This is a genomic window from Pseudoalteromonas luteoviolacea NCIMB 1944 (assembly GCF_001625565.1).
Classification (GTDB): Bacteria; Pseudomonadota; Gammaproteobacteria; order Enterobacterales; family Alteromonadaceae; genus Pseudoalteromonas; species Pseudoalteromonas luteoviolacea_F.
Genome location: NZ_AUXS01000042.1, coordinates 1 through 24,054, shown reverse-complemented (window position 1 = coordinate 24,054; position 24,054 = coordinate 1). Strand labels below are relative to the sequence as shown.

Here is a 24,054-nt window from a genome sequence, read left to right as displayed (position 1 = left end):
CCTCCTTTGCAGCTATTTAGGAAGTTGGCTGTAACAATAAACCAAACCAACGGGAATTGAAAAATGACTGTAAATAAACTGACTTTATCAGTCTTGCTCAGTGCGGGTTTACTTGCCCATTCAACCTTTACAACCGCCGCAGCCTACGACTGGAATAACACAGCGCCAGTTAAAGTACCTAGTGCAGCCAATAATAACGGCAAGACCGTTTATTTTGACGTATCTCATGGTGGCGTTGAAGGCAATGCTGACTGGGTCATTGACGGCGCTTTTTCAGACTTTGCAGACGCACTTGTTCAACAAGGTTATACCGTCAAAGAATACCGCGGTGTTGACCTAAACAATGATGGCCGTATCCGCTTTTACGATGATCGTACTAATGGCGCACAAACAAATGAAGCCATCATTACCTTTGATGCAATCAAAGACGCCGATGTGTTTGTACTGGCGGAAACCAATAGACCATTTACATTGGCTGAGCAAGCTGCGCTTGAGCAATATGTCGCCAGTGGCAAAGGCATATTTTTCGTTGCCGATCACTATGATGCGGATCGCAATTTAAATACTTGGGACGCGACCGAAGTATTCAACGGCTACAACCGCTCAGATCTGAGTAAATATAACATGGGTGGCGCATATGGCGACTGGCGCAACCCCAAATCGGCTCATGCTGGATGGCTAGTTGAAAACTTTGGGATCCGCTTCCGTTTTAATGGTGTTGATTACAAACAAGGTGTGAGTGGTGTAGAACCTAGCACTCAAACTGAAGGGATCACACAAGGTGTTGACCCGATCTTGATGGCAGCTGGTGCAACCCTCGCAATTGTTGACCCACAAAAAGCCAAGGGACTGGTTTACTTCTCAGAGTCAGATACACCAGTCAAATGGCGACATGCCAAAGATGACGGATTATATTTTGGCGGAAAAGCTGAAGGCCCCTACGTTGCTATCGCCAAATCTGGTGCCGGTAAAGCCGCTTTCATCGGTGATTCATCTCCGATAGAAGATGCGACACCAAAATACCGTCGCCAAGACAACGGCAACACTAAAAAAACCTATCCTGGTTGGACAGATCCCGGTCATGCTTCTGTACTCGCTGTTAATATCATAAACTGGCTTGCATCCCCTGAAAGTTATCAATACTTCGATGGTCAAAATGGCCATGCCAGCGGGTTTGCTACACCGACCCCCATGGCATCTCAAGAAATGTCAGATCCCAACAATGGTCAACCGTGGGGCACGCCAGCTAGCGGTTTTAATCCATGGGACACAGATACCTACAAAAACAATTCGTTTAATGCTCCATATGGAGACGGTCAAACAAATCCTGATCCTGACCCGGATCCAAACCCTACACCGGGTAATGCTGTATCTGTCAGCGATGCGTTAGCGGCACAGCAGAATACACCTCTGGTCGTGATCGGTAAGGTTACTGCGGCGGTCAATGGTATTTACGGATTGCAACTAAGCGACCTCAACAATCCCGCAACACACATTTTTGTTAAGCTGGAAAGCAACCAAAGAGCCGACTTTAACCCACAGCTAAACCCTGCAATTTTAAATCAAAATATTATTGTGACAGGAAAGCGCAACAGCTATATGGGTGAACCAGGCATTCGCTATGTCACTGAATTGCAAATAGCGCCGTCATACATGTCAGTTGAACAAGCATTGGCCACTGCACAAGGTGAGTCTATCGAGTTAACTGGTCGAGTAAAGTCTGCTTTAAATAATATTTATGCATTGATTTTAGAAGACATTAATGATCCAAGCTTTACCATCAATATCAAATTAGAAAGCAGCCAGCGCGCGCAGTTTAGTCCTGTGTTGAACCCGGATGTGCTCAATGCAACTTTAGTGATCAAAGGGGTACGTGACAGCTATATGAGTCAGCCCGGGGTACGCCAAGTTTCGAGTATTACTCTGACTTCAGATGACAATAGCACTAACCCAGATCAAGGCAGCGATCTCAGTGTCTCTGATGTGTTAGCAATGAGCAATGGTCAACCTGTGGTTGTATCTGGCACTATCACAGCAGCAATTAATAATAAATATGCACTGGAACTGACAGACTCAAACAATACTGGTAATAAACTTTATATTAAGCTTGAGTCTTCACAGCGCGATACATACAGCCCTTTACTCAATCCTGAATTAATCGGTAAACGCTTGAGAGTCGAAGGCATTAAAAATGACTATATGAGCCACCCAGGTGTGCGCAGTGTGAGCAAGTTAACGCTGTTAAATTAATCATATCGTGACGAGGTTCGGGCAACATTGGCCCGAACCTTTTGTTTTACTGTCTTATTGCTTTAATAGGTGTCGATGAAAAGTTCACATATTGATTCAATACCGCCTGACCATCGCTATTTTGGGTGAAAGTGAGGTAGATATTACTGTCCTCAAAAAAGAAGCTATTTGGCGACATCGCATATAACTCTTGATACCCCCATCCCTGCTGTAGGAAATACAAGTCACCTTGATAATAAGCGACCGTATAGACAGCCCCATTTTGCAGGCGATAATCACCCGCAAACGCGCGAAGTTGTTCATCGGAGAGAGAAACTTCTTTAAAGCTCGGCATATTTATATCTAGCGCTTTTGCTGCCAAGCGCTGGCTAAGAACTGGTGGCGAAATATTGGTGTTGTTTGACAACACAGCAACATAAAGTGCCTCTTCAGGCACATATAGCGCATCAGAAACAAAGCCATTGATCCCGCCATTGTGCGTGATCACTTGGTAATCGCCCAAGGTGGCCACAGCAATGCCATATCCATAATTCGAAATGCGACCATCATTTAATGTTACCGGTGCCAGCATTTGCTGGTAGCTTTGCTCACTGATTAATTGTTCATTTGCAAGCGCATAAAACCAAGTATTTAAGTCAAACACATTGGAAGAAAGCGCACCTGCAGCATGAGGCCAACTCGTGTCAACATGGACGGGAGTAATATAACCATTTGATGTAGCATCATAGCCTGACACGTGATTTTTGATGACTTTGCGTCCAGCATAATGGCTATTTTTCATATCTAGTTTTTGAAAGATTTGCTCATCTATAAACTCCGCATAGGACTGTCCGCTGGCCACCTCTATGATCTTACCTAGCAATAGATAGCCTGTATTTGAATAAGCCATATCATCGCCGGGCTGGAATTTCATCGGGTGCTGAGCAATCCTTGTAAGTATCTCATCCAAGGTTGCTGGAGCTGTTGCTTCTTTTAGCATCAACTCTCTATCCTCGGTGTAATTGGCAATGCCTGACGTATGCGTTAATAAGTGCTCGATAGTGACCACATGCCCGTCAGTAGGAAAGTTGGGCACATATTTATGAATATCATCCGTTACAGACAACTTCCCACGCTCTTGCAAAATCATAATCGCCGCGGCGGTAAACTGCTTGGTGATTGAGCCAATTTTAAAAACACTTTTGGCTTTTAGGGGTACATTCAACTCTAAGTTGGCACGGCCAATGGCTTTTTTAAAAATCACGTCACCGTCTTTACTGATCAAAGCAGCAGCCCCAGGTTCACTGTGGCTAAGTTCACTGCGCAGTACTTTACGATATTCCTTTTGATAAGATTTGGAATCACTAGCCATCGCATCTGCGGTGCCTAGTGACAAAGTTGCCGCTATTACTGTAACAATTAAAGAAGGTTTCATCTCAATTTCCTTGTGGTTTGGTTTACGCCTATTATTCAAGCATCTAGGCTCTCCTTTTGTTGTCGAAAAAGTGTTCTTTGTTGTTACAAAGTATATAAAACTGTCGGGATATTCTTGGCATTAAGCCTGCTTAGTTATTTACACTCGCGATATGCAAAGGACACGCAAACGATGAATGTAAACGACGCAACATACTCACTTTACAACTATTCGAGCACCGCAACGGCAAAAACAGCAAAGCTCGATCAGAACAATGCCACCGACACAGAGCAGGTACTGATAAGCGAAGGCGGCAAAACTGCGGAAACTAAATGGCAATCCATTGCCAATAAATATGATGTGCACAATATCTCAGAGGCAGAAGCAGGCGCTATGTCACGAGATTTATTCGAAGCCGGCTTTATTAATACCTCCCAAATGATGATCTTAATGGCCCCCTCATCTATGAACGAGACACCTCTAAAAAAACATGACATGCTCAATGATATGAAATATACGTTTCAGATATCAGCTTCATTGGGGGGGCATTCCCGCGCTTCTAAAGAGCATTACCTCAGTGCCATTAATGTGTTGGAACGCCTTAAAGACTCGCAGACACCCATCTAGTTACTTTTTATCACTTTCATAGTAATTGCCCGTCGCCCTTGCCAATGCTTTATATACAAAAGGAATTTCAATATCAGGGTAACGCTCAAATAGTGACTCACGCATGTAAAAGGTAAACTGCTTAGCACTTTCTATAGGCAGCTCACTGGGGCGTTTACCGTGAATTATTTGAATGGCCATTTCGCTGGCTACATGGCCTTGCTCAACTGGCGACGCACTAAACGCTATTTGTCCTCCATCATTAACATAGGAAGAAGAAAACCCAAGTACAGGCACATTGGCGGTGTTTTCCTGTGTCCACTTGATCACTTCTTTAACTGCTACACGATCTTTCCCTTTGCTATTACATGGATCTTTCCCTTCGGCATCTTTGGCTGGGACCAGTGTTTTGTAGCCATTTAATAAAATTAAATCAGATTGCTGATTGGCCAATAACACCGCTTCTTGCCATTGTTTGTAACTACAAACTTTGATGATATCTAGGTTAATTTCTGGCGCCCAAGTATATTGCTTGATCAACTCAATATTTAACTTACTGGTTGTCGAGTTATCGGTAATGAAAACCACGTCTACCGGATTAGAATCGGCGATATTAATGCTATCGGGAAAAAATATTTTTAAGATACTTTCTTTGACAATCGGCAGCGGCCGTCGCTCTAAAATTCCCGTTACATTATCTGCTTGATCAAAACCATACGCCTCAGGTTTGGCGTTTACGCCAGAAAATACCACGTTTATCTTGGGGTGATTTAAATAGTGTTTGGTCACATATTTTTGCGCGTTGTCATCAACTGCGATGATCACATGCGGCTCCCAGCTATCAATCAACTTTTGAGCACGCGTGCCCGCGCGCGATTTAAACCCGCTGCCAGAATGACGCTTGGTATCCATATAATGATATCGTACCGAAAATGCCTCATCTTTTAGGACTTGGGCTATCCCGATATTAACCCTATCAGTCCAAGAGTAACCAATGTGATAACTGTGCAGAACCAGCACTCTGGGTTTGTTTTGTACCGCAATAAGGGTGTAAGCAATAAATCCGAATATAAATAGTAACGGGATCAATCGATTTAAGTGATTAACCATGATGGGCTCCTTGTCTTATAACATGTTTAACCAGCGAAAAAACGGCAGTGTGCAATAGATGGCCACGATGCGAAACAGCACCGACAGCGCGTTAAATTTAAGAAAAGAGGCATGGTTGTAAAGTTTTGCTTTTTTCTGAACGACTCCCTGAAACATCACAAAATACGAGGCTTGATAGGGAAAAAGCCAACACTCTGCAAGCATGAGAATGATAAAGGCCACCACCCAAGGATCAATACCATGTGACTCTGCCAAAGGAATAAAAATAGCGGCAGTGAGCATACCGGCAGCATTTATCGGTAAGAATAATCGCAGCGCAAAAACAATGCCTATTAATATCAGTACAAAAAACTCAAAATCTTGGGCCATAAACACACCAACAAGATTTAGTCGTTCACTGAGTAACACATCAATTTGTGTATAGTTGAGGATATGCACCATGCCAATCATTGAACCAAGCAAAATCAAAAAACGCCAATCAATGTCATTTTTAATTTGCTTGTTGCTGATCATACCCAGAGCTAAAAAGACAAATAATACCGTTAAACTTACCCATGATAGCTGGATTTTATGAAATGAAGCTGTGACCACAGCCAACAGAAAAAACAATACGCCACACAAGGCAAACCACTCTAAACTCGTTATTGGGCCTAGCATAGCCAGTTGATCTTTTATGTCTTGCTTCGATATTTTAGGTTTTTCACTGTGTTTAAACATAAAATGTGAACACACCAAAAATAGTGTCAACATCACCAAGCCCGCTACAGATGCCGCGGTAAACCAATTCATCCATTGAAATTCTTCTCGGCGCTGCACAGGCAGTAAGCTAAACACCAATAAGTTAAGTGATTTACTGGTCATAAATATGGCTGAAAAAATACTCACGCCAGCAAACATAGATAGGCTTAAACGCGTTGCTGCCGCACTGCCATTTTTGAATCCCAGACTTTTACTCATATCGACCAACATGGGTGACAATAGCCCCACTCGGCCATTGGAGCTTGGGATCATGGGCGTCAAGAAAATCCCCAGTAGCAACAAACTAAAATTGTAACTGAAGGTCGAGTTTGGGCAGCGTTGCAAAATCCATAATACAACGCGGTATGTTGCGCCTGATGCGACCAACACCGAGCCCAAACCAAAAATGCTCAAGGCCATAAAAAAACTCCCCGACGCATAGCCTGACAACGCGACCTCGCTGGGCACCACGCCCAAACTTAAGCAAATAATGAGAGTAAACAAACCTGCGGCGTACATAGGAATGAGTTGAAATACCCACATAATTAAAGTCACACTAAATGCGGCGATAAATTGCTTTTGCCGCCAATTAAGCAGTGCATCTCCTCCTTGCTCGCCAAAATACAAGATACAAGCGGGCGTCAGAACAACCAAAAGCCAACCCAGCGCCTTGAACCAGTCTTTATATTGAGTATCAACTTCAGGGACTTCTAGCAGCTCTTGCTGTGCATCCAGCGCCGCAGGCGTGTGCACTTGCTCTAGTAACACTTTGCGAAACATGTCCTTAGAGGCGGTGTGTTCAGGCGCAATTTCATGGGCTTTATCACTTGGAATGGCCAAAAATATCGATGACTCTAAAACAACGACCTCACTGAGATAGCCATTCACGCCAAGTAGCGCTTCTTTACCTACTACCCCCTCACTCAAGGTTTGGCACTCTCCTGTGGAGCTCGTCAGCAGCACACTACCAGTTAGTAGTACATAATATTGCTCAGCCGACTCCCCTTGTTGAAACAGTTTTTCACCAGGGGCAACTTGATACTTTTGTATATAAGGCAATAATCTCGCGAGCTGCTGTCGGCTCCAATCTTCGAACTCTTCTGTTTGGCTAAGGCGCTCAATATCTCGCTGTAATACAGGTAAATCACGACTGGCCTCCCCATCTGAGTGGACGCCGTCAAGCGCACTGTGTTTATTTGCTAATAATTGTTCATTCATAATATGGTTCCGAGCTTGTCGCTACTTAAATCGAATTGAAATCAACCTAGTTTCAAATAGGTAATAAAAAACAAGGCACAACTTAAAAAGGGCCAATAAAACAGTCTGGGTAATAAGTTATCTTTGTGGTGGATGAAATACATACGCTCTGTACGTGACAACAACACACTATTAATGGTCACTAGCGCTAAGGCTAAATAGGCGAGAAAATAGTAACTCTCGTAATAATTGATCCCCGCATCGTTTAACTCGCCTCTGAGTGTGCTGTGCCACAGCATGGTTGAAAACATCAAAGCTGAGGAACCTGTGATCACCGCCATGGGGTTGAATCCAAACACATCCGCCTGGCTTTGATTTGCCGTGGATAAAATCAATAACAAAAATAAAATGATAAACACCATCATCATCGGCGCGACATGGGTGATTAATGGATTGATAAAAGCGCGCTTGATAGACACATTGAAGTACAGCTCAGCGAGGTTATATCTATCGATGTAATTGCTTATACCAAAGTCCGTTTCATAATGACTTTTGCGCAAACTGAAATAACTATTTGCGATATCCCACCCAGCCAATTTAGCGGCGGTGTTGAGGCCTGGTTTAGCAGAGTGGTAAACCAAGGGGTAAGCATTTAAATCGGGCTCCAAAACAATGTTATTTGCCATGTTTAGGTGCTTTAAGCGCAATGAAACCGTACCACTGTCAAATGGGTAATAACTGTGGTCAATTGCCAATGGCAAGACGACTTTAAAATACCAGCCAAGGGTTTCGGTGTTATGTGTTATGTCCCGATAGTGATGCTCACCGAAGCGATAAAATAACTTGCCATCTACAGCATCGGCAAACACCACGCCCTTTTGCTCATCTTCAATAAGACCGTCAAGATCATACTTTTGCCAAATGTACCCACTGATCACCAGCTCATTGAGGTTTTGGTATTCAATGGAGCGCACCAATATACCTGTTTTCACAAACTGGGCAGGGTGCTGTTTTATTTGATCGCTGTATCTCAGGTATCTCGCCCGCGCTTTTGATACATCTTGCTCATCGGTGAGCTTAAGTGAGTCGCTCTGGTGCTCGTATAAATGAACACTTGCCTCTTTGGCGATCAGTGCAAGGCCCACCATAAAACTCATGGAAATCGCCCCGACAAACAGCCAACTAGATGGCAACCAACTCGGTGTTGTAATGCGATGTCTAGTCTTAAAATACAGACCTATAATGCAGTTGATCACAAATAGTGTTGAAACCAATACCAAGTTAACGTACATGCGATGCAATTCTTTGGCGTTATATCCCAGTTCATTGGTCATAAACACCACATGCAATTGCCAGTTGGTGTGGGCAATGAGTTTAGAGAACACTTTTGCTTTACCACTTTGCAATTGAAATGTTTTTGCTTGTGCCTCTCGCTGCAACAACCGCTCTGTAAAACAAGCCCCACCGCGCAGATAACAGGCTAAAATCACATCTTTTTTACTGGCATACTGGCTCACACCGCCATTAGTTAGCACCACTTCTTGTTTAGCCAGTTGTTCATTCGGGTGATAAATCAGATTGCCTTGCTCAGACACCACAAAACCATATCCAGTTTTCCAAAAGTGCCGCGCACGCATAATGGATTTAAGCTCGGTCAGGGAGTAGTTGAGAGAGATCACACCCGCAATTTGAGAGCGACTCGCATCGGTAAAAAATGGGATAGAGTAGCCGATAATGTATGCACCACTGGTGCTGCTGAATTTAGGCTCTTGCCAAATTGCACGCCCTTGCTCTACGGCTTTGGTATACCACTGAGTTTTTTTACTGCCTATTTGCGTGTAATCATAGTTTTTGGGTTTAATTTGAATTTGGTTGTTAGACTGAAATGCATACCAAGACTTCAATTCATATTGATCACTGGCAATTGCATCCGGTGTATTGAGTATATGCTTGTCCAGCGATACGCCAACAGCAAAAATCTGTCCTTCTTGGCGGTGTTTGTTGCTCTGCAATGTCTGAGTCAATATGCGTTTAACTTTTGTATTTAACGCTAAACTCATATGCTGCTGGCTGAAATTCTCTTCACTTAGCTGAGATTTTATGGTGTCGCCAACCTCGATAAGGTATGCAATTTGTCGCTCAATATGCTTAGCTGCATAGAGGGTCTCTTCGTACGCCAACGTGTTTTTTTGTTCAAACACCTGGGTTTTATTTTGGAAGTACTGAGGGACCAAATAAATAAGCAAGAGCAGTAACAACAGTCCAACATAGCGATTGCATCGGATCAAATAATCAAGCATACACTGTTACACCTGCTTAATAGCCAAAGTGATAATTTAAACCCAGTGACACAATGGCGAGATCTGCCCCTTGCTCAGTGCCATCGCTCAGGATATTAGACTTGGCTGGTGTAACGGTGGGACTAACTCCGGCATTAAAACCATAGCGGCCATGAGCCTCATTATTGATTGCAGAGTAAATAAGCGACGAGCTTAACTGCTTGGAGAAACGATATATAACCCCGATGCTCACACCTTTTGCGCCATCGTTGCCTGCGTCGCTTTCTCCCGCTCGCCACAATTGCGCTTTATAGGTGAAATGATCGTGTTGCCATTGCGCATTGAATAAAAAAGCATCTCGGGAATAGCTAGAGGCAAGGCGAGAATCCGTGATGGATTCATACATCCAGCTAAATTTGCCCTTTTGCAGTCGATATTGCAGCGCAACTTTTTTGCCAGACAACTCGATATCAGCGAAGCGCTGCCGTTCATAGCCCGTAACAAATGTAAAAGCACCTTTGTTTTGGCGCAGTGCGAATGACACATTGTCTCGCTCACCGACTTCAACATCTTCAGTTGCCAGCTGATTTTCTGAGTAACTAGCTGATATGGATAAATCTTTGAGCAGGGCTCTATCATAGACAACCACTTGCTTGGCCCGTACGTTGAAAAGCTTCGATGCTTTTTCGCCGCTGGCCGCACCAATGACTTGATTGTAATCTGCCACAGTGCCAGAAAATATATCGAGCTTTCCTGTCATCGATTTATAAGCAGTATCAATTTTACCAATTCGGAACCGCCCAGCATCACGGTGCTTTAGCCCCACATAGGTATTACGCAAAGACCAAAATTCACTGTCTTCATCACCTGAGGCCTTAATGCCAAATTCAATTTTATACAGCCCTTGCCATTGCTCATCGACCGTTTGTTTGCCTTTTACACCTAACCTAGAACCATGCGTCGCAATAAACTGTCGGCGGGTATCCTCAGCCGTACTTTGTTCTCCCAAATCGGCTGTATTAAAGGACAAACGAGCACGGCCATATACCTGAGGGGCATGGTCATTTTTAGCCTGAAGTGACGAAGTCGTCGCATGAGTCAGTGATGGCACCAAAAAACATCCAGATGCACAGAGTGGAAATAGAGAGCTTAATTTCATTTTGATACTCAGATTGGTTGCTATAAACACATCCAGTATCTGTATGTTGAGCGCACAATAATTGGGGCTCTGAAGGTAAAATAGCGTGAATATTACGATTCATTCATTAATGCTAAAAACCAAGTACAACACCCAAATACACACTTTTCACAAAAAAGTGGCCCATTCATCACCCCTTTTTTCTGCGCCCAACGTTATACATATAAACACACATTCCTCAGAAACAAGGTGAACTATATGAAGCATAAAAACCACACCGCTGCGCCCTCGAACACTGATGTTGATATGAACCCTATGCTCGATATCGTTTTCATTCTGCTGATCTTTTTTATTGTGACAGCCAGCTTTCAAAAAGCACACGTTCTTGATATTGATAGACCAAACAAGGCAAACGTTACACTCTCGCAAACTTTGACTCCCCAATTTAGCATCGATCAGCGAAACCGTATTTTCTTGAATCAAAAACAGGTAGACCCTGACGCCATCGCAGTGAACATCGCTCGATTGGCAGCCCAAGGGGAGATAACTTCGATTAGCTTAAAAGCACACGCAATGAGTGAGCACAACACGCTGGTTACAGTGTTAAATGCGATTAAATCACAAACTGATGCCCCCGTTGCTTTGGGTAGTTAGTAGAGAAAGGCGAAGGGAAGAAGCCATGGTGTCGCATCACATTACACCATGGCAGCCAATACTAAGGGTTAATATGGTGAAGCTGGGTGTTGACTAACTTGCCTTCAAAATCACGGTGTGCATCAATTCGCGCAAAGAATGCCTGAGCATTTGGTGTAACCGGGATCACAACTGAATAAAACGCAAAGTTAAGACCTGCAACAACCTGTTGCTGTGCGGCCAGAATCTTGTAATTAACACCTTCCAGTGATTCGATCTGTTGTGCGGCACGCAGCTCCGCTTCACTGAAGTCATCACGTAAGGCAACTGAATCAAACGAGCCAATCGGCGGCACTAATACAGGCTCACTGAATGTGCGATCCGATAGCTGAGTAAAATGTTCACCTTGTTGATTGACTACAATCAGCTCTAGGCGATTTACTTTTGGTACGTTTGGCGCCACAGCCGGTGACACAAAGCAATAAAACGCATAGTTGGTGCCATTTACAATCTGAGATTGTCCAGCTAAAGGTTTGATATCCACACCTTCACGCTTATTAATATGTTCAAATGCATTGATGTATTCTTTGTCAAAATCCTGCGCCAATACGATTGGGCCAAAACCACCTAAAATACGATTTGCTTCAGACATTGTCTTATCCTTTTATGTCATTGAGAAAGAGATACTCCATACCTCGGAGTTGCTTGAGATGCGACTAGTCTAGGCGTAATTGGGCGGCCTGTTGGTATCACTTTAGTATCACTTTAGTATCACTTTGGTATCAGATTAAATGCCGTAAATTTGTGCAACATTTTTGACATCTTTGTACACTAATCCGCACACCCAACTTCACCTCAGTTATTGGCGTAAATCACCGCGCGTTGCTAGTCTTAACATCCCTTTTTCAAGGAGTCAGATTATGGATGGCAGGGTAAAACTGGATTGTAAAATTCTAAAACAGCTACGCCGTGACTTGGGGTTAAGTCAGGAAAAGCTCGCATGTGCATGTCAAGAGAAAGCACTCTGTGTTTCCATTGCAACCCTTAAACGCGCTGAATGCGGCTGCAAAGTATACCACCGAACTGCACGGGAACTGGCTCGCTTCTATCAAATCCCGGTAAAAGATTTATTGAGCGATCAACCCATTTAAACTACAGCACTCAACTGCGAAATAAAGTCGTTTTTGTTCTAAATAGAGCCACAGTATGAATGCGCTGATGTTTTAGGCCTGTATTCGTTAGTAAACAGCGACTAAAAACGCATGATGAATTTATAGATTCCCCCTGAGCACAAGCGTCGTATTGCTGAATCGATTTGTAACAAATTTGCTATTTTCAATGACAATGCTTTCCCCTACTCTAAAACGGTAAAAGCAAATGGAGAACGCGATGAAAGAATTACAAAAGTTAGTCAGTGGCTTGAATAAATCTGGTGCACTGAACGGCTTTTTAGGTGGTGTCGCCGGAGGCGGGGTCAGCAGCCTATTAAGTGGTAAAAAAAGTAAAAAAACCGGCAAAAAAGCGGTTAAATATGGTGCCTTAGCAGCTGTTGGTGGGCTCGCTTGGAAAGCATACAAACAGTACAGCGAACAAACTCAATCCGCATCACAACAACGCGACAGCCAAGCATATGAACAAGCGATGGCAAAACGTTCACACTCTCATCGGACATTTGATTTTCAACCTGCAAGTATGCCCGAACAAAGCTTCGAACAAGTTGTCGAAGATGATACGGGTTCAGGGCAACTGTTACTCATGCGGGCAATGATTGCTGCCGCATATGCCGACGGCCATATCGATGAGACTGAACGGCAAAAAATATTTGCGCAAGTCGAAACCATGACCTTAAGCGTACAAGAGAAGGCCATGTTGTTTGATGAGTTAAGAGCACCTATGAGCCTTAACGAATTAGTGGCAGCGGTGCCAAACGCACAAACGGGTATTGAAGTATATGCAGCAAGTGCGAGCGCGATTGACCTTAAACAGGCAGTCTCTTTACAGTATTTGCAAGCGCTAGCCAATCAGCTTTGTTTGCCTCGCGAGTTGGTCAATAGCATCCATCAACAACTTGATACGCTATAGTGGAAAACAATCATATTGATTATTTACCAAGGAATTAGCTAAGCAGGCGTGACTCTTTTAAACTTGAATTTGCTCAACAAAGTACACAAAAGAGCACGCCTAAGTGTGGATGGCTTACCCTTTCTAAGTTAGTTAAAACTGAGCAGATAAACTCGGGTCATTCCACTATAAACACAGAGGGAATAACCTTTTATAACCTGCAACAACACACTTATGGCTTTTTAACCACTTTGGGCTTTTTACGGTTTGGGTAACAGGTGGTGCACATAGGACATACAGTGCCATCACACCCTCTGGCGGTACAAAACTCGCGACCATAGTAAATAAACTGCAGATGAAGGTCATTCCAATACTGTTTTGCAAATAGTCGCTTTAGGTCTTTTTCAGTCTGCGCCACGTTTTTACCACTGGTTAAACCCCAGCGCTGTGCCAAACGGTGAATGTGGGTATCAACAGGAAAAGCGGGCACGCCAAATGCCTGCGACATCACAACACCTGCGGTTTTGTGTCCAACGCCCGGTAGGGTTTCCAAAGTATCCATATCTTCAGGCACAATCCCGTCATATTCAGCGACTAAAATTTCTGACAACTTTTTAATCGCTTTGGATTTTTGTGGTGATAAACCACATGGGCGGATAATCGCTTTTATATCCTCAACCGACTGTTTTGCCATATCAAATGGATTATCAGCCAGTTGCCACAGTGCCGGTGTTACCTGATTGACACGTTCATCGGTACATTGCGCTGATAATAAAACCGCAACCAATAATGTATACGGATCTTTGTGATCAAGGGGGATTGGAGGCTCAGGGTAACGAGATTGAAGCTCTGTCAATATATATGCTACACGCTCAGCTTTTAATAGATTTTTTTCAGACACACTTGCTAGCCTAGGTTACTTTCTCATTGCAGTGCGCCTAATTTACACTGACGCCACAGCTGCGTCAGCATAAAACATCAATTTCTCGATTTTACTTCACATTGTACATTTGACTAAGCACCGAGATATTGCCCTAAAGCAATGAAAAAAGGCACACCAAGTAGCACATTAAACGGAAAAGTGATCCCCAGTGACGCTGTGATAGACATCCCAGCATTGGCCTCAGGTAAGCTCTCTTTCATTGCAGCTGGCACCGCGATATAAGAGGCACTGGCACCAAGCACCGCCATTAGCGCAAGTCCACCGGCACTGAGCCCTAACATCACGCCAAGACCTGTCCCTGCTAGGCCACCTAACATTGGCATTAAAATCGCGAAGCTAATTAAAAATATACTGTTCTTTTTTAATGTGCCCAATTGCTCACCCGCAACTAGGCCCATCTTTAATAAGAATAGAGCCAGAACACCGGAAAATAACTCGACAAAAAAAGGCGTGAGTTTTTGCACGCTCTCACCACCGACAAAGCCGATGATTAAGCTCCCTACCATTAACAAAATACTCTGGTTGGCTATCAGTTCTTTTTTCACAAACGCGCGATTGATAACCTTTATATTCCCTTTAGCAAGTACTAAACCAACCACAATTGCAGGCATTTCAAGTAACACCACAAACAGCGGGAAATAGGCTTCATAGGCAATATTCGCGGCTTCTAAAAGCGCCACAGCCACAGCATAAGTTGCTACGCTGACCGAGCCATAATGCGCCGCAATCGCACCGGCGTTGATCTTATCTAGTTGACCAAAATAACGTAATAGCGGGTACGCCACCAACGGCAATAGTAGTCCAAACGCCACAACGGCAAGAGACATTGTCAGCAGTGCGGGGTCAATATGTTGCTGCAGTGCTATTCCGCCTTTTAGGCCAATAGCCACCATCAAAAAGAGGCTTAATGTCTTATACAGACCCTCTGGGAACGAGAGTTTTGCACCTAATAATTGGGCTAGGATACCCAGTATAAAAAAAGCAACAACCGCGTCTATCATGGATTACTTAACCTCAGCTAAACGAGAAGAATGAGAGGTGCTTTGCGATTTTTGAGCTTTGTTAGGTGAAGATTTTAACACGCTAAAAATTGACAACGTAAAGAGAAGTACGGCCAATAAAATAAACCCAATGCCGCCATGACCGAGTAAGTTACTCAAATAAGAAAACGCCAACAGACTTAAGCTCGTTATAAGGGATAACACCAAACTTTTAAATGCCATAACTCTCTCCTCTGTATTTTTGAAGATTTTACAAAAGTCACAACATAGATAAAAATAGATAGTAACTATGATAACCATAGATAAAAATCTAACTTGATAATTAAGTAGGATATATGGCTTCCAGATTACATGCCCACATCGGCACCTTTAGACAACTCGAAATTTTGCTTGCTTTGCATGAAGGCGGCAGTGTTAAAGCGGCATCCGAAAAGCTGTATTTAACCCAACCAACGGTTTCAATGCAGCTTAAAAAATTAGCCGAGGCTATCGGACTCCCTTTATATCAACAAGTAGGAAAACAGCTGAAATTTACCGATGCCGGGCTAGCAACCGTTTCTACGGCAAAACAAATATTGCAAAGTTGCGAAGAATTAGACATGCACCTTGCCAATATGCGTGGGCTCAAAGCCGGCACACTCAGATTGTCCAGCGCAACCACCGCAAAATATTTTATCCCCCATTTACTTGGGCCATTTTGCGAGCGTTATCCAGATATTGATATTCAGTTTACGGTTGCCAACAGACAGCAGGTAATAGAGCGTCTTGAACAAGGGTTGGATGACTTTTATGTGTTTAGTCATTTACCAGAGGGATTAGATTTGGAAGTGATTGAATTTATGTCCAATGATCTGGTTGCCATTGCACCAGCTTCTCATCCTTTTAGCCAACAAGAATGCGTATCGCTAGAGGCGTTTTGCAAAGAAGATTTTTTGATCCGTGAGTCTGGATCTGGGACCCGCTTTGCAACCGAAGCTTTTTTCAAAAACAAAGATGTTACACCCAATATCAAAATGACCATAGCCAGTAACGAGGCCATTATCCACTCAGTGCTGTCACGTTTAGGGGTTTCCATACTCTCGTCGCATACCCTCGCATTTGGCGAGATACATGATGTCAACGTGATCAATGTCGAGTCACTACCGATTCGCTCCAAGTGGTCTTTTTCTTGGACCAAGCGAAAAGCACTCTCCCCCATTGCCAGTGTGTTTCTCACCTATGTTGAAACCGAAGGCAGAGCCATTATGCAAAACGCGATCAGGATTTAGCACTTTTGTGCAAAAAAAACGCAGAATAAGTGAAATATAACTACTGTTATTAAGGTCTGTGTGACAGGCAACTTTAATTCGCTTGAGGGCTCAATTATGATAAATCCACTCAAATTGGCAATACTGTGTACGGTTATGGGCTTAACTGCTTGCGGCGGCAGCTCCTCGTCATCTCCAACAAATTCGCCAGCCGCAACAACACCCACCAATACATCCACTGGTTCTACAACAACCACGACGCCTGCACCTGCCAATACAGTGACTTATGAGCTGACATTTACCCGTACTTGGGAGCGCAGCAACTTTCCGACAAATTACCCCAGCGGTACTCACTTCTCACCTGTTATCGGCCTCACACACAATGAACAAGGGCGGATTTTTCAGCGAGAAACCTCGGCGAGCGCGGGGATTGCCAGCATGGCAGAAACTGGCTCAAAGACACTACTTAGAAATGAAATAAGCGATATACAAAATCTGGGTAATTCGAGTTACTTAATTGATGAATCTGGCATTTCAGGTAGCAGTAAAAGTGTTTCAATGACATTTGAGGCAAGCCAGTCTTTCCCTTATCTGAGTGTGGTTTCTATGGTTGCTCCCAGCCCTGACTGGTTTATTGGGATCGATAGCTTGTTACTTTTTAATGATAATCAGTGGGTAGATGAACAAACTATCCAACTTAAAGTGTACGATGCTGGCAGTGACAGTGGCGCGACATTTAGCGCCGCTGATTCGCCCACAGATCCACAAGCCACCATCACTTTACTCAGCAGTGAACGCACTGATACTGACTTTACAAATGGCGTTCACTTTACAAGTGGAGAGAATATTGGATTTATCAAGATCACTTTAATGCAATAGGCTCATAAGATAGCCACGGTTAGTCAACGGTGGCTATCATTTATGCACTTGCCAGCAAGTCATGTAATAGGGCTCTGAGCCACACATTTTTGTCATCGCCTTCTTTGCGGTTAAACCACAGCATCGCAATGGCGAAATCGGGCACCACAATGGGGGGCTCAAAATGACGCAGCCGGCTGTTTTTACATGCAATATCAGCCATCTTTTTTGGCACTATGGCGATTAATTTTCGACCCTGTAATAAACTCTGGATAGTCATAAAGTTACGCGTGGCCACAGTGACTCTGCGTGTGAGCCCTAGCGTTTTTAACGTGTCGTCAACGCCCGTTGTCAACTGTCCATCGGGGCTGACCAAGGCGTGCTCAACCTGTGCAAATGCCGCTGCAGATAGCCCTTCTTCACATACAACATGCCTAGGATCAGCAATACATACGTGCCGTTCAGTGTAAAGATGATGAGCACAAAAAGCGGGATCAGGCTTTGCGATACTGCCGATGACAATATCCAATTTCTCTTGCTCTGCCAAAGTGACGTAGTTACTTCGATTTACATTGATAAAGCTAATTTGTGCCTTCGGTGCCTGCTTACGGATGGCATCAAAAATCGCCGGAGCAAAGATAAATTCCGCATAATCGGTTAGCCCGATACGGCACACCCCTGCATACTCTGCCGGATTAAATGGTGTGCTCGTCAAAAGGTCGTTACTTACACTATCTAGTAGTTTGGTGATTGTTGGTGCCAAGAGATGCGCACGCTCGGTGGCCACCATTTTATGTCCTTGCCGTTCAAATAGCACATCGTTAAACAGCGAGCGCAGTCGTGAAAGACTATGACTCATAGCGGATTGGCTAACACAACTTTTGTGTGCTGCAACACTCACACTTTGGTAACGATATAAATACGCAAAGGCCACCAATAAATTCAGATCTACATTACGCCACTGTACGTCACTAAAACTCACCCAAACATCCCATATAATTCATAGAAACAATCAATACTATTAATTTGATTAATTGTAATGCATTTTTTAACCTAATGGCATGAATTAAACTCGCATCCAAAAAAGCACTCAACATGTTTACCATATTTAAACTCTTTTTCTTGCTTGGCTGGGTTAGCTTTGGCGGACCCGCTGCACATATCGGTTATTTTAGACAAACCTTTGTTGAAAAACTCAAATGGCTCGATGACCATGAGTATGGCCAAATAGTTGCTCTCAGCCAATTTTTACCAGGGCCGGGATCAAGTCAAGTGGGCTTTGCTCTTGGTTATAAACGAGGAGGCTTGCCCGGCGCTTTGGCCGCCTTTTTAGGGTTCACACTACCGTCGATATTAATCATGATTGGCTTAGCTGTGGTTGCCAGCCAAATCACCCAAAATGACCTCTTTCAGAGCGTAGTACATGGCTTGAAATTGCTTGCTGTCGTCGTGGTTGCCGACGCTGCATGGGGTATGTACAAAAACTTTTGCAAAAGCACCCTTACCGTTGGTTTGTGTATTTTAACAGCGACGGTGTTACTCATCGCACCAAGTATCTCAGTGCAAATTGGGATCTTACTACTTGCAGCTATGGTCGGTGCACATTATTTAAAACAGACGCAACCCAAACCAACAAACCAAGTTTTTAAACCGAGTTACACCCCACTTTTTTTATTCTTAGCACTTTTAATTGGTCTGCCATTTGCCGCAAAGCTCATGCCCTCGGTCGCCCTGTTTAATGATTTTTATCAAGCGGGCAGCCTAGTATTTGGTGGTGGTCATGTTGTTCTGCCTCTATTACAAAACATCGTAGGTGATCAACTCAGCCAAGATAGCTTTTTAACTGGCTATGCCGCGGCACAAGCTGTACCCGGTCCAATGTTTACTTTTGCAACATATATCGGCTATGAACTACTACCAGACAACCCGATTGCAGGCTCTCTGATTGCAACAATCGCCGTGTTTTTACCTGGCTTTTTACTGCTGTTGGCAGTGCTAAAAAACTGGCAAACACTCGCGCAAATGCCGCACGTCGCAGGAGCTCTCAATGGCGTTAATGCCGCCGTAGTGGGACTGTTAATAGCCGCTTTGTACCAGCCGGTATTTGTCAGCGCGGTCTTCGCTCCCTATGATATTGCGCTAGTACTGGTGGGTTTTTTCTTACTGAAACAACTCAAGCTCCCCATCATTTGGTTGGTGTTAACTTTTATATTGGCCGGGATCGTGACTGGACTTGTTTAACTAATTAAACGGGAGACACGGATGTCTTCATTTGCATTTTCAGCTACTTATTATTGTACTTAAAGGCCTTAAAAGGCTTGCAATTCAATTACAAACATGAAATTGTATATTTGTTTCAAATAACAACATAAATAAGGAATATTTTATGAAAACAAAAATTAATAAAAAGCAACTTAAGAATTTGTCTCAACACAGCGAGGCGATTTCACCACATACCACAGCAATCATTGCAGGTGGTAGACAAGGTGATATGCCTTTGCCAACCAAACTCGCTTTTGCCTGCCCAGGTACTACGGCGTAACACCATCATCATAGCGAAGGAAACTCACCTTCGCTACTTACCCGTTTTAACGCAGTCAAAACCAACCACAACTCCCCCTCCAACTGAAACACAAAAACGCCCCTTACTACACAATAAATTTCTCATTGGGCTTTTAATTATTCCATAATACGCGTAGACTTGAATGATAACAATTATCATTCAAGTCTACGCGTATGTTTAAAGATTTTGCTACTCGAACCTGCCCCTGCTGTAATAAGCCACTCAAGCTAACCGAGCGTATCGCTTTACTGAATCGCGAGCCCTTGACTTGTAAATACTGTGCCAAGCCGCTAAGACCCAATTTTAGTATTATGCTTATTAATGTTTTTTGGCTAAGTAGCAGCGTTTCTTGGCTGGTAAAGACGCATACTGAATTGAGCTATGCTTGGGCATTGTGTGCAGCTCTACTGGCTGTCAGTGTGTTGTTACCTGGGCTAGATTTGCTCTTCTCCTTAGAAGAAGAGCACTAGCATAGCTGGTTGATCAAATCAGGATAACCAAAGCAGTTTAATCACCGCAGCAATGGTTGTTAAACTTAAAATAACACACAGTGTGTTAAATACCTTATTTGCGCCGGTGCCTTTAACGTAATCACCAGCTATTTGCCACCCGGCAAGCATGCCATTCAAAGCAAAAATACTCACACACAGCGTAGACACCACTTTGAACCAAGTTGGCGCTAGAAAATCACGCAAACTCTGGTGATCCGAAATAGGCGCATTGAACAGCAATACAAGCAACATAATGCTGTATGCAACGATCAGTGCATTGCCAATACGCTGTAATACCCACTGCTTTGTTCCCGAGCGTGCAATTCCCGTTATAGCCATATCCAAACTCCAATTACGATACTCAATACGATCCCCAAACCAATAGCAACCCGTGAAATCATGCAGCCACTGGCAAGCTCCTCAAAGTAGCCAAACTCTTGAATAATATGCTTAATTGTACCCAAGCAGTAATAGCCCAATGCTGTTAACAGGCCCCAAACAATAAACTGGATCAAGAAGTTTTCGGTAAATAAAGACGTTAATGTACTAAAGTTGTGTGTCGATTGAAGTGCGAAGATAAGCAGCGGTAATAAAACAACCAATGCCATCCAAACAATTACGCCGCTGACACGGTGTAAAATTGACGCGTACGCCGTGATAGGTAACGCCATAGTCTGAATTGCCAGATTCGTAGGCCGTTCTCTTTTCATATTAAATACCCAAATGCAAATGTACATAAATGCTAACGCAAATCATTACCAGTTACAAATGTAGTAAAATATTATCTTGTAAGGGTGGGTATGCGAAGAGAAATAGGAACCAAATTAACTTGTGTATATTAGGTTCGTATCAATGAGTTGATCATGACGACCATGAGGGGAGTGAGTTAGTGAGGATAGACCCCCACCCTCACCGAAGCCATCAATGTGTTTTTTTCGGTCCAGTACGTACCAACTCTTTACCGTTCTCAAATACGTCTTGGGTAACCCAACGCCCTAGTAGCAGTTGATGTTTGTCGTCAAGTACTGCGACGAATGGGTGACCATTGCTATTGTGGGTTGCCAGTGCAATTCCCGCCACGTTTTCAAGGCCTAACCCGCCGTTTTCCACTAGCAGTAAAAATGCTTCTAATTCAGCTAAACTGCTGATTTCTTCTTGGTCGTTGATCATGGTTTTTAACTCTCTATACACTTATTCACGCTACTTTGAGATGAATTAAACTCAAAATAAACATTAATGGCTCTATTATATCTCGCAATCCATTTGCCAGCTACGTGCTCTGCAATATTACCACTATGGCGTATAGGGATTGCCGCACAGCCCCCTCTTGCCGTACACTCTGGGCATTAATGCATTTTATTTTTTGAGGTATCAATGGCTGAACCCGACAACAAACCCTCTGGCTTCTTTAGCCAGATGCTTTTTAATATTATTCTTCCAGTGATTATTTTGACGCGCTTTTCAGGAGAAGAGCACTTAGGGCCGTCACTGGGTGTCGTAGTCGCACTGGCATTCCCTGTTGGATTTGGTCTTTGGGAGCGCCAAAAAACGGGGAAGTTTAACTTTATTTCCGCCCTTGGTATTGTCTCTGTTTTATTAACTGGCGGGATTAGCCTTCTCGAGCTCGACGCCAAATATATCGCCATTAAAGAAGCCTTGATCCCTGGGGTGATAGGGGTTGCGATTGTGGTCAGTCAGTATACCAAGTACCCATTGCTTAAAACCATGCTGTTTAATGAAAACGTCATGGACATTCCCAAAATTGACTCCGCGTTAAAAGAAAAAGGGAATTTAGATAAGTTACCCAAAGTGCAAATTGTTGCGTCTAATATTCTTGCTGGATCTTTTTTCCTATCATCCGTACTCAATTATGTGCTCGCTAAAATGATTGTCGTTAGTCCAGCTGGGACTGAAGCATATAACAATGAATTAGGCCGTATGACCGCATTGAGTTATCCGGTTATTGTATTACCCACCATGGTGATCTTTTTTGTTGCCCTGTACTACCTAATTAACTCGCTGAAAAAGCTCACAGGGTTGAAAATGGAAGAGATGTTTATTGAGCAATAGCGCAATACATTTCACGTTATTACGCAAAACGGGGCCTTTCAGCCCCGTTTTTTATAACAATCGGTTTTTAGGCAACCGAGTTAAATCTAACTTAAGAATTTTAGAGCGCCTTTGGTAGTTATAAAGTGATTTCTTCTTTGCTGGTAAGTCTTCTATACCCGCACAATCAAAGCCTTGTTCTAAAAACCAATGAATGCTTCGTGTTGTCAGCGCAAACAGGGCCTTATACCCTTGCCTGCGCGCTTTATTAATGACAGTGCGCAGTAAAAAGCTGCCCCGATCGGCATCTCGATATTGTGGATGAACAGCAAGGCTGGCAAATTCACCTACCTGCTCCTCCGAAAAAGGGTAAAACGCAGCACACGCAATAATCACCCCATCACGCTCTATCACAGTAAATTGCTCTATTTCCATTTCCAGCTGCTCACGAGAGCGCCTAACTAGATAACCCTGCTCCTCTAAAGGGCGAATTAAGTTAAGCACGCCATTGATATCAGCGATACTGGCGCTTCGCAGTTGCTCTGAACTCTGTGGCGCAATTTGAGTACCGATCCCATCAAGTGAAAAAAGCTCTTGCAACAAGGCACCATCTTCTCGATAACTGACTAAATGACAGCGGTGTACCCCGCCACGACATGCATCAATTGAGGCCTGTAAAAACACGGCTGCACTTTTACAAGGTGCATTACAAGTTTCTCCACGGGCCAGTAACAGCTCAGCTTCATTGGGCATTAACTCAGCAATGGCTTCACCGTGTTCGTCCAAGATACCGGCTTCATGGCAAAAACCAAGCATCTTATCCGCATCTAAACGCAGTGCGACTTGCGTTGCAATTTCCTCGGCAGTTAAATTAAAACTTTCTCCTGTTACCGAGGCCGAAATGGGGCCGAGTAAGACAATACTGTTATTATCAAGTTGGTGTCGAATACCCTCTACATCAATACGCCGCACTCGACCAGAATGGTGATAATCCACCCCTTCATCAATACCTATTGGTTGCGCAATTACAAAATTCCCACTCACCACATTAAGTGATGTTCCTGACATTGGTGTGCTACTCAGAGACATTGATAACATGGCTGTAATATCAAGCTGCATAGCCCCACTCACTTGCTTGATAATGTGGAGTGAATCTCCATCAGTGACTCGAATATGATTGTGAAATTCACTGTGAATACCCGCATTGGCCAACGCAGTATCAAACTGAGGTCTAGCACCGAACACCAACACAATTTTAATACCAAGACTGGTCAGCAACGCCACATCGTTAATAATGCTGCGATATCCAGGCTGATCAACAGCTTCACCACCTAGCATCACAACAAAAGTTTTCCCTCGGTGAGCATTTACATAAGGAGTTGATTGACGAAAACCATCTACGAGTTCGGTCGTGCGCACGAGCATTTACCTTTTATAAAAGTGCCAATAATTTAACTTACCAAAACAACCCCATCATAGAGAATTAAAATTCAAAAT

25 protein-coding genes are annotated in these 24,054 nt (G+C 43.6%); 11 read left to right on the top strand and 14 right to left on the bottom strand.

Translation table 11 applies throughout. The annotated features are described in order from the left end of the window. Window positions 1–63 precede the first annotated feature (63 nt). Window positions 64–2,250: a DUF6359 domain-containing protein gene (locus N483_RS15510; protein ID WP_023399664.1), complete on the top strand. Its 2,187-nt coding sequence runs from the start codon at window positions 64–66 to the stop codon at window positions 2,248–2,250. A gap of 46 nt (window positions 2,251–2,296) precedes the next feature. Here the strand turns inward: N483_RS15510 and N483_RS15505 are convergent, their stop codons facing one another. Further along, window positions 2,297–3,664 (bottom strand): serine hydrolase domain-containing protein, encoded by a 1,368-nt coding sequence (locus N483_RS15505; protein WP_023399663.1) that lies wholly within the window; start codon window positions 3,662–3,664, stop codon window positions 2,297–2,299. A 171-nt stretch (window positions 3,665–3,835) separates the two neighbouring features. Between N483_RS15505 and N483_RS15500 the strand changes: the two genes are divergently transcribed. Beyond that, on the top strand, window positions 3,836–4,270 hold the full coding sequence (locus N483_RS15500; RefSeq protein WP_023399662.1) for a hypothetical protein: 435 nt from the start codon (window positions 3,836–3,838) through the stop codon (window positions 4,268–4,270). On the opposite strand, the gene N483_RS15495 is transcribed toward N483_RS15500, so the two are convergent. Genes N483_RS15495 through N483_RS15480 form a run of 4 tightly spaced genes read right to left on the bottom strand, consistent with a single transcriptional unit; the run spans window position 4,271 to window position 10,732 of the window. Continuing rightward, complete coding sequence (locus tag N483_RS15495; RefSeq protein ID WP_023399661.1) at window positions 4,271–5,359, bottom strand: ABC transporter substrate-binding protein; 1,089 nt, start codon at window positions 5,357–5,359, stop codon at window positions 4,271–4,273. A gap of 15 nt (window positions 5,360–5,374) precedes the next feature. Next, window positions 5,375–7,315 (bottom strand): SLC13 family permease, encoded by a 1,941-nt coding sequence (locus N483_RS15490; protein WP_023399660.1) that lies wholly within the window; start codon window positions 7,313–7,315, stop codon window positions 5,375–5,377. Window positions 7,316–7,356: 41 nt separating this feature from the next. After that, window positions 7,357–9,594 carry a hypothetical protein gene (locus N483_RS15485; protein ID WP_023399659.1) on the bottom strand — a complete coding sequence of 746 codons (2,238 nt, stop codon included), beginning with the start codon at window positions 9,592–9,594 and terminating at the stop codon, window positions 7,357–7,359. A 16-nt stretch (window positions 9,595–9,610) separates the two neighbouring features. Beyond that, window positions 9,611–10,732, bottom strand: coding sequence for a porin (locus tag N483_RS15480; RefSeq protein WP_023399658.1), 1,122 nt, complete (start codon window positions 10,730–10,732; stop codon window positions 9,611–9,613). Window positions 10,733–10,969: 237 nt separating this feature from the next. Here N483_RS15480 and N483_RS15475 point away from each other — a divergent pair, with 237 nt between their 5' ends. Next, window positions 10,970–11,365, top strand: coding sequence for an ExbD/TolR family protein (locus N483_RS15475; protein ID WP_023399657.1), 396 nt, complete (start codon window positions 10,970–10,972; stop codon window positions 11,363–11,365). Between the two features lie 61 nt (window positions 11,366–11,426). On the opposite strand, the gene N483_RS15470 is transcribed toward N483_RS15475, so the two are convergent. Beyond that, entirely contained in the window at window positions 11,427–11,996 is a 570-nt protein-coding gene (locus tag N483_RS15470; RefSeq protein WP_023399656.1) for a hypothetical protein, read from the bottom strand. 268 nt (window positions 11,997–12,264) lie between these two features. Between N483_RS15470 and N483_RS15465 the strand changes: the two genes are divergently transcribed. Both N483_RS15465 and N483_RS15460 read left to right on the top strand, forming a co-directional pair. Beyond that, a complete protein-coding gene (locus N483_RS15465) occupies window positions 12,265–12,495 on the top strand; it encodes a helix-turn-helix domain-containing protein (RefSeq protein WP_023399655.1) in 231 nt (76 codons plus the stop codon). 238 nt (window positions 12,496–12,733) lie between these two features. Then, window positions 12,734–13,426 carry a tellurite resistance TerB family protein gene (locus tag N483_RS15460; RefSeq protein ID WP_023399654.1) on the top strand — a complete coding sequence of 231 codons (693 nt, stop codon included), beginning with the start codon at window positions 12,734–12,736 and terminating at the stop codon, window positions 13,424–13,426. Window positions 13,427–13,637: 211 nt separating this feature from the next. On the opposite strand, the gene nth is transcribed toward N483_RS15460, so the two are convergent. The 3 genes from nth to N483_RS15445 all read right to left on the bottom strand — a co-directional run bounded on the left by nth (window position 13,638) and on the right by N483_RS15445 (window position 15,571). Next, window positions 13,638–14,306, bottom strand: a complete 669-nt coding sequence (nth, locus tag N483_RS15455) for an endonuclease III (protein ID WP_023399653.1) — start codon at window positions 14,304–14,306, stop codon at window positions 13,638–13,640. A gap of 113 nt (window positions 14,307–14,419) precedes the next feature. Beyond that, window positions 14,420–15,349, bottom strand: coding sequence for a sodium-dependent bicarbonate transport family permease (locus N483_RS15450; RefSeq protein ID WP_023399652.1), 930 nt, complete (start codon window positions 15,347–15,349; stop codon window positions 14,420–14,422). 3 nt (window positions 15,350–15,352) lie between these two features. Further along, the gene (locus N483_RS15445) at window positions 15,353–15,571 is read right to left on the bottom strand and encodes a hypothetical protein (protein ID WP_023399651.1); all 219 of its coding nucleotides are present in this window, start codon (window positions 15,569–15,571) and stop codon (window positions 15,353–15,355) included. Window positions 15,572–15,684: 113 nt separating this feature from the next. On the opposite strand from N483_RS15445, the gene N483_RS15440 reads away from it, so the two are divergent. Both N483_RS15440 and N483_RS26675 read left to right on the top strand, forming a co-directional pair. Next, complete coding sequence (locus N483_RS15440; protein WP_023399650.1) at window positions 15,685–16,617, top strand: LysR family transcriptional regulator; 933 nt, start codon at window positions 15,685–15,687, stop codon at window positions 16,615–16,617. A 96-nt stretch (window positions 16,618–16,713) separates the two neighbouring features. Continuing rightward, window positions 16,714–17,475 carry a spondin domain-containing protein gene (locus N483_RS26675; RefSeq protein WP_023399649.1) on the top strand — a complete coding sequence of 254 codons (762 nt, stop codon included), beginning with the start codon at window positions 16,714–16,716 and terminating at the stop codon, window positions 17,473–17,475. 40 nt (window positions 17,476–17,515) lie between these two features. Here N483_RS26675 and N483_RS15430 read toward each other — a convergent pair whose 3' ends face one another. Beyond that, complete coding sequence (locus N483_RS15430; RefSeq protein ID WP_023399648.1) at window positions 17,516–18,436, bottom strand: LysR family transcriptional regulator; 921 nt, start codon at window positions 18,434–18,436, stop codon at window positions 17,516–17,518. 113 nt (window positions 18,437–18,549) lie between these two features. Between N483_RS15430 and chrA the strand changes: the two genes are divergently transcribed. The 3 genes from chrA (at window position 18,550) to N483_RS15420 (ending at window position 20,487) form a co-directional block, all read left to right on the top strand. Continuing rightward, complete coding sequence (gene chrA / locus N483_RS15425) at window positions 18,550–19,695, top strand: chromate efflux transporter (RefSeq protein WP_023399647.1); 1,146 nt, start codon at window positions 18,550–18,552, stop codon at window positions 19,693–19,695. 145 nt (window positions 19,696–19,840) lie between these two features. Then, entirely contained in the window at window positions 19,841–19,996 is a 156-nt protein-coding gene (locus N483_RS27030; protein WP_023399646.1) for a hypothetical protein, read from the top strand. Window positions 19,997–20,190: 194 nt separating this feature from the next. Continuing rightward, a complete protein-coding gene (locus N483_RS15420) occupies window positions 20,191–20,487 on the top strand; it encodes a hypothetical protein (RefSeq protein WP_036976396.1) in 297 nt (98 codons plus the stop codon). Between the two features lie 18 nt (window positions 20,488–20,505). Here the strand turns inward: N483_RS15420 and sdhD are convergent, their stop codons facing one another. The 3 genes from sdhD to N483_RS15405 all read right to left on the bottom strand — a co-directional run bounded on the left by sdhD (window position 20,506) and on the right by N483_RS15405 (window position 21,678). Then, the gene (gene sdhD, locus N483_RS15415; protein ID WP_023399645.1) at window positions 20,506–20,847 is read right to left on the bottom strand and encodes a succinate dehydrogenase, hydrophobic membrane anchor protein; all 342 of its coding nucleotides are present in this window, start codon (window positions 20,845–20,847) and stop codon (window positions 20,506–20,508) included. Further along, the gene (gene sdhC, locus N483_RS15410) at window positions 20,838–21,218 is read right to left on the bottom strand and encodes a succinate dehydrogenase, cytochrome b556 subunit (RefSeq protein WP_036976394.1); all 381 of its coding nucleotides are present in this window, start codon (window positions 21,216–21,218) and stop codon (window positions 20,838–20,840) included. The genes sdhD and sdhC overlap by 10 nt, the downstream gene beginning before the upstream one ends. A 211-nt stretch (window positions 21,219–21,429) precedes the next feature. Beyond that, window positions 21,430–21,678, bottom strand: coding sequence for a hypothetical protein (locus tag N483_RS15405; RefSeq protein ID WP_023399643.1), 249 nt, complete (start codon window positions 21,676–21,678; stop codon window positions 21,430–21,432). Between the two features lie 204 nt (window positions 21,679–21,882). Here N483_RS15405 and N483_RS15400 point away from each other — a divergent pair, with 204 nt between their 5' ends. Next, a complete protein-coding gene (locus N483_RS15400; protein WP_023399642.1) occupies window positions 21,883–22,578 on the top strand; it encodes a VC0807 family protein in 696 nt (231 codons plus the stop codon). A gap of 51 nt (window positions 22,579–22,629) precedes the next feature. Here N483_RS15400 and argA read toward each other — a convergent pair whose 3' ends face one another. Continuing rightward, entirely contained in the window at window positions 22,630–23,976 is a 1,347-nt protein-coding gene (argA, locus tag N483_RS15395) for an amino-acid N-acetyltransferase (protein ID WP_023399641.1), read from the bottom strand. Window positions 23,977–24,054 lie beyond the last annotated feature (78 nt).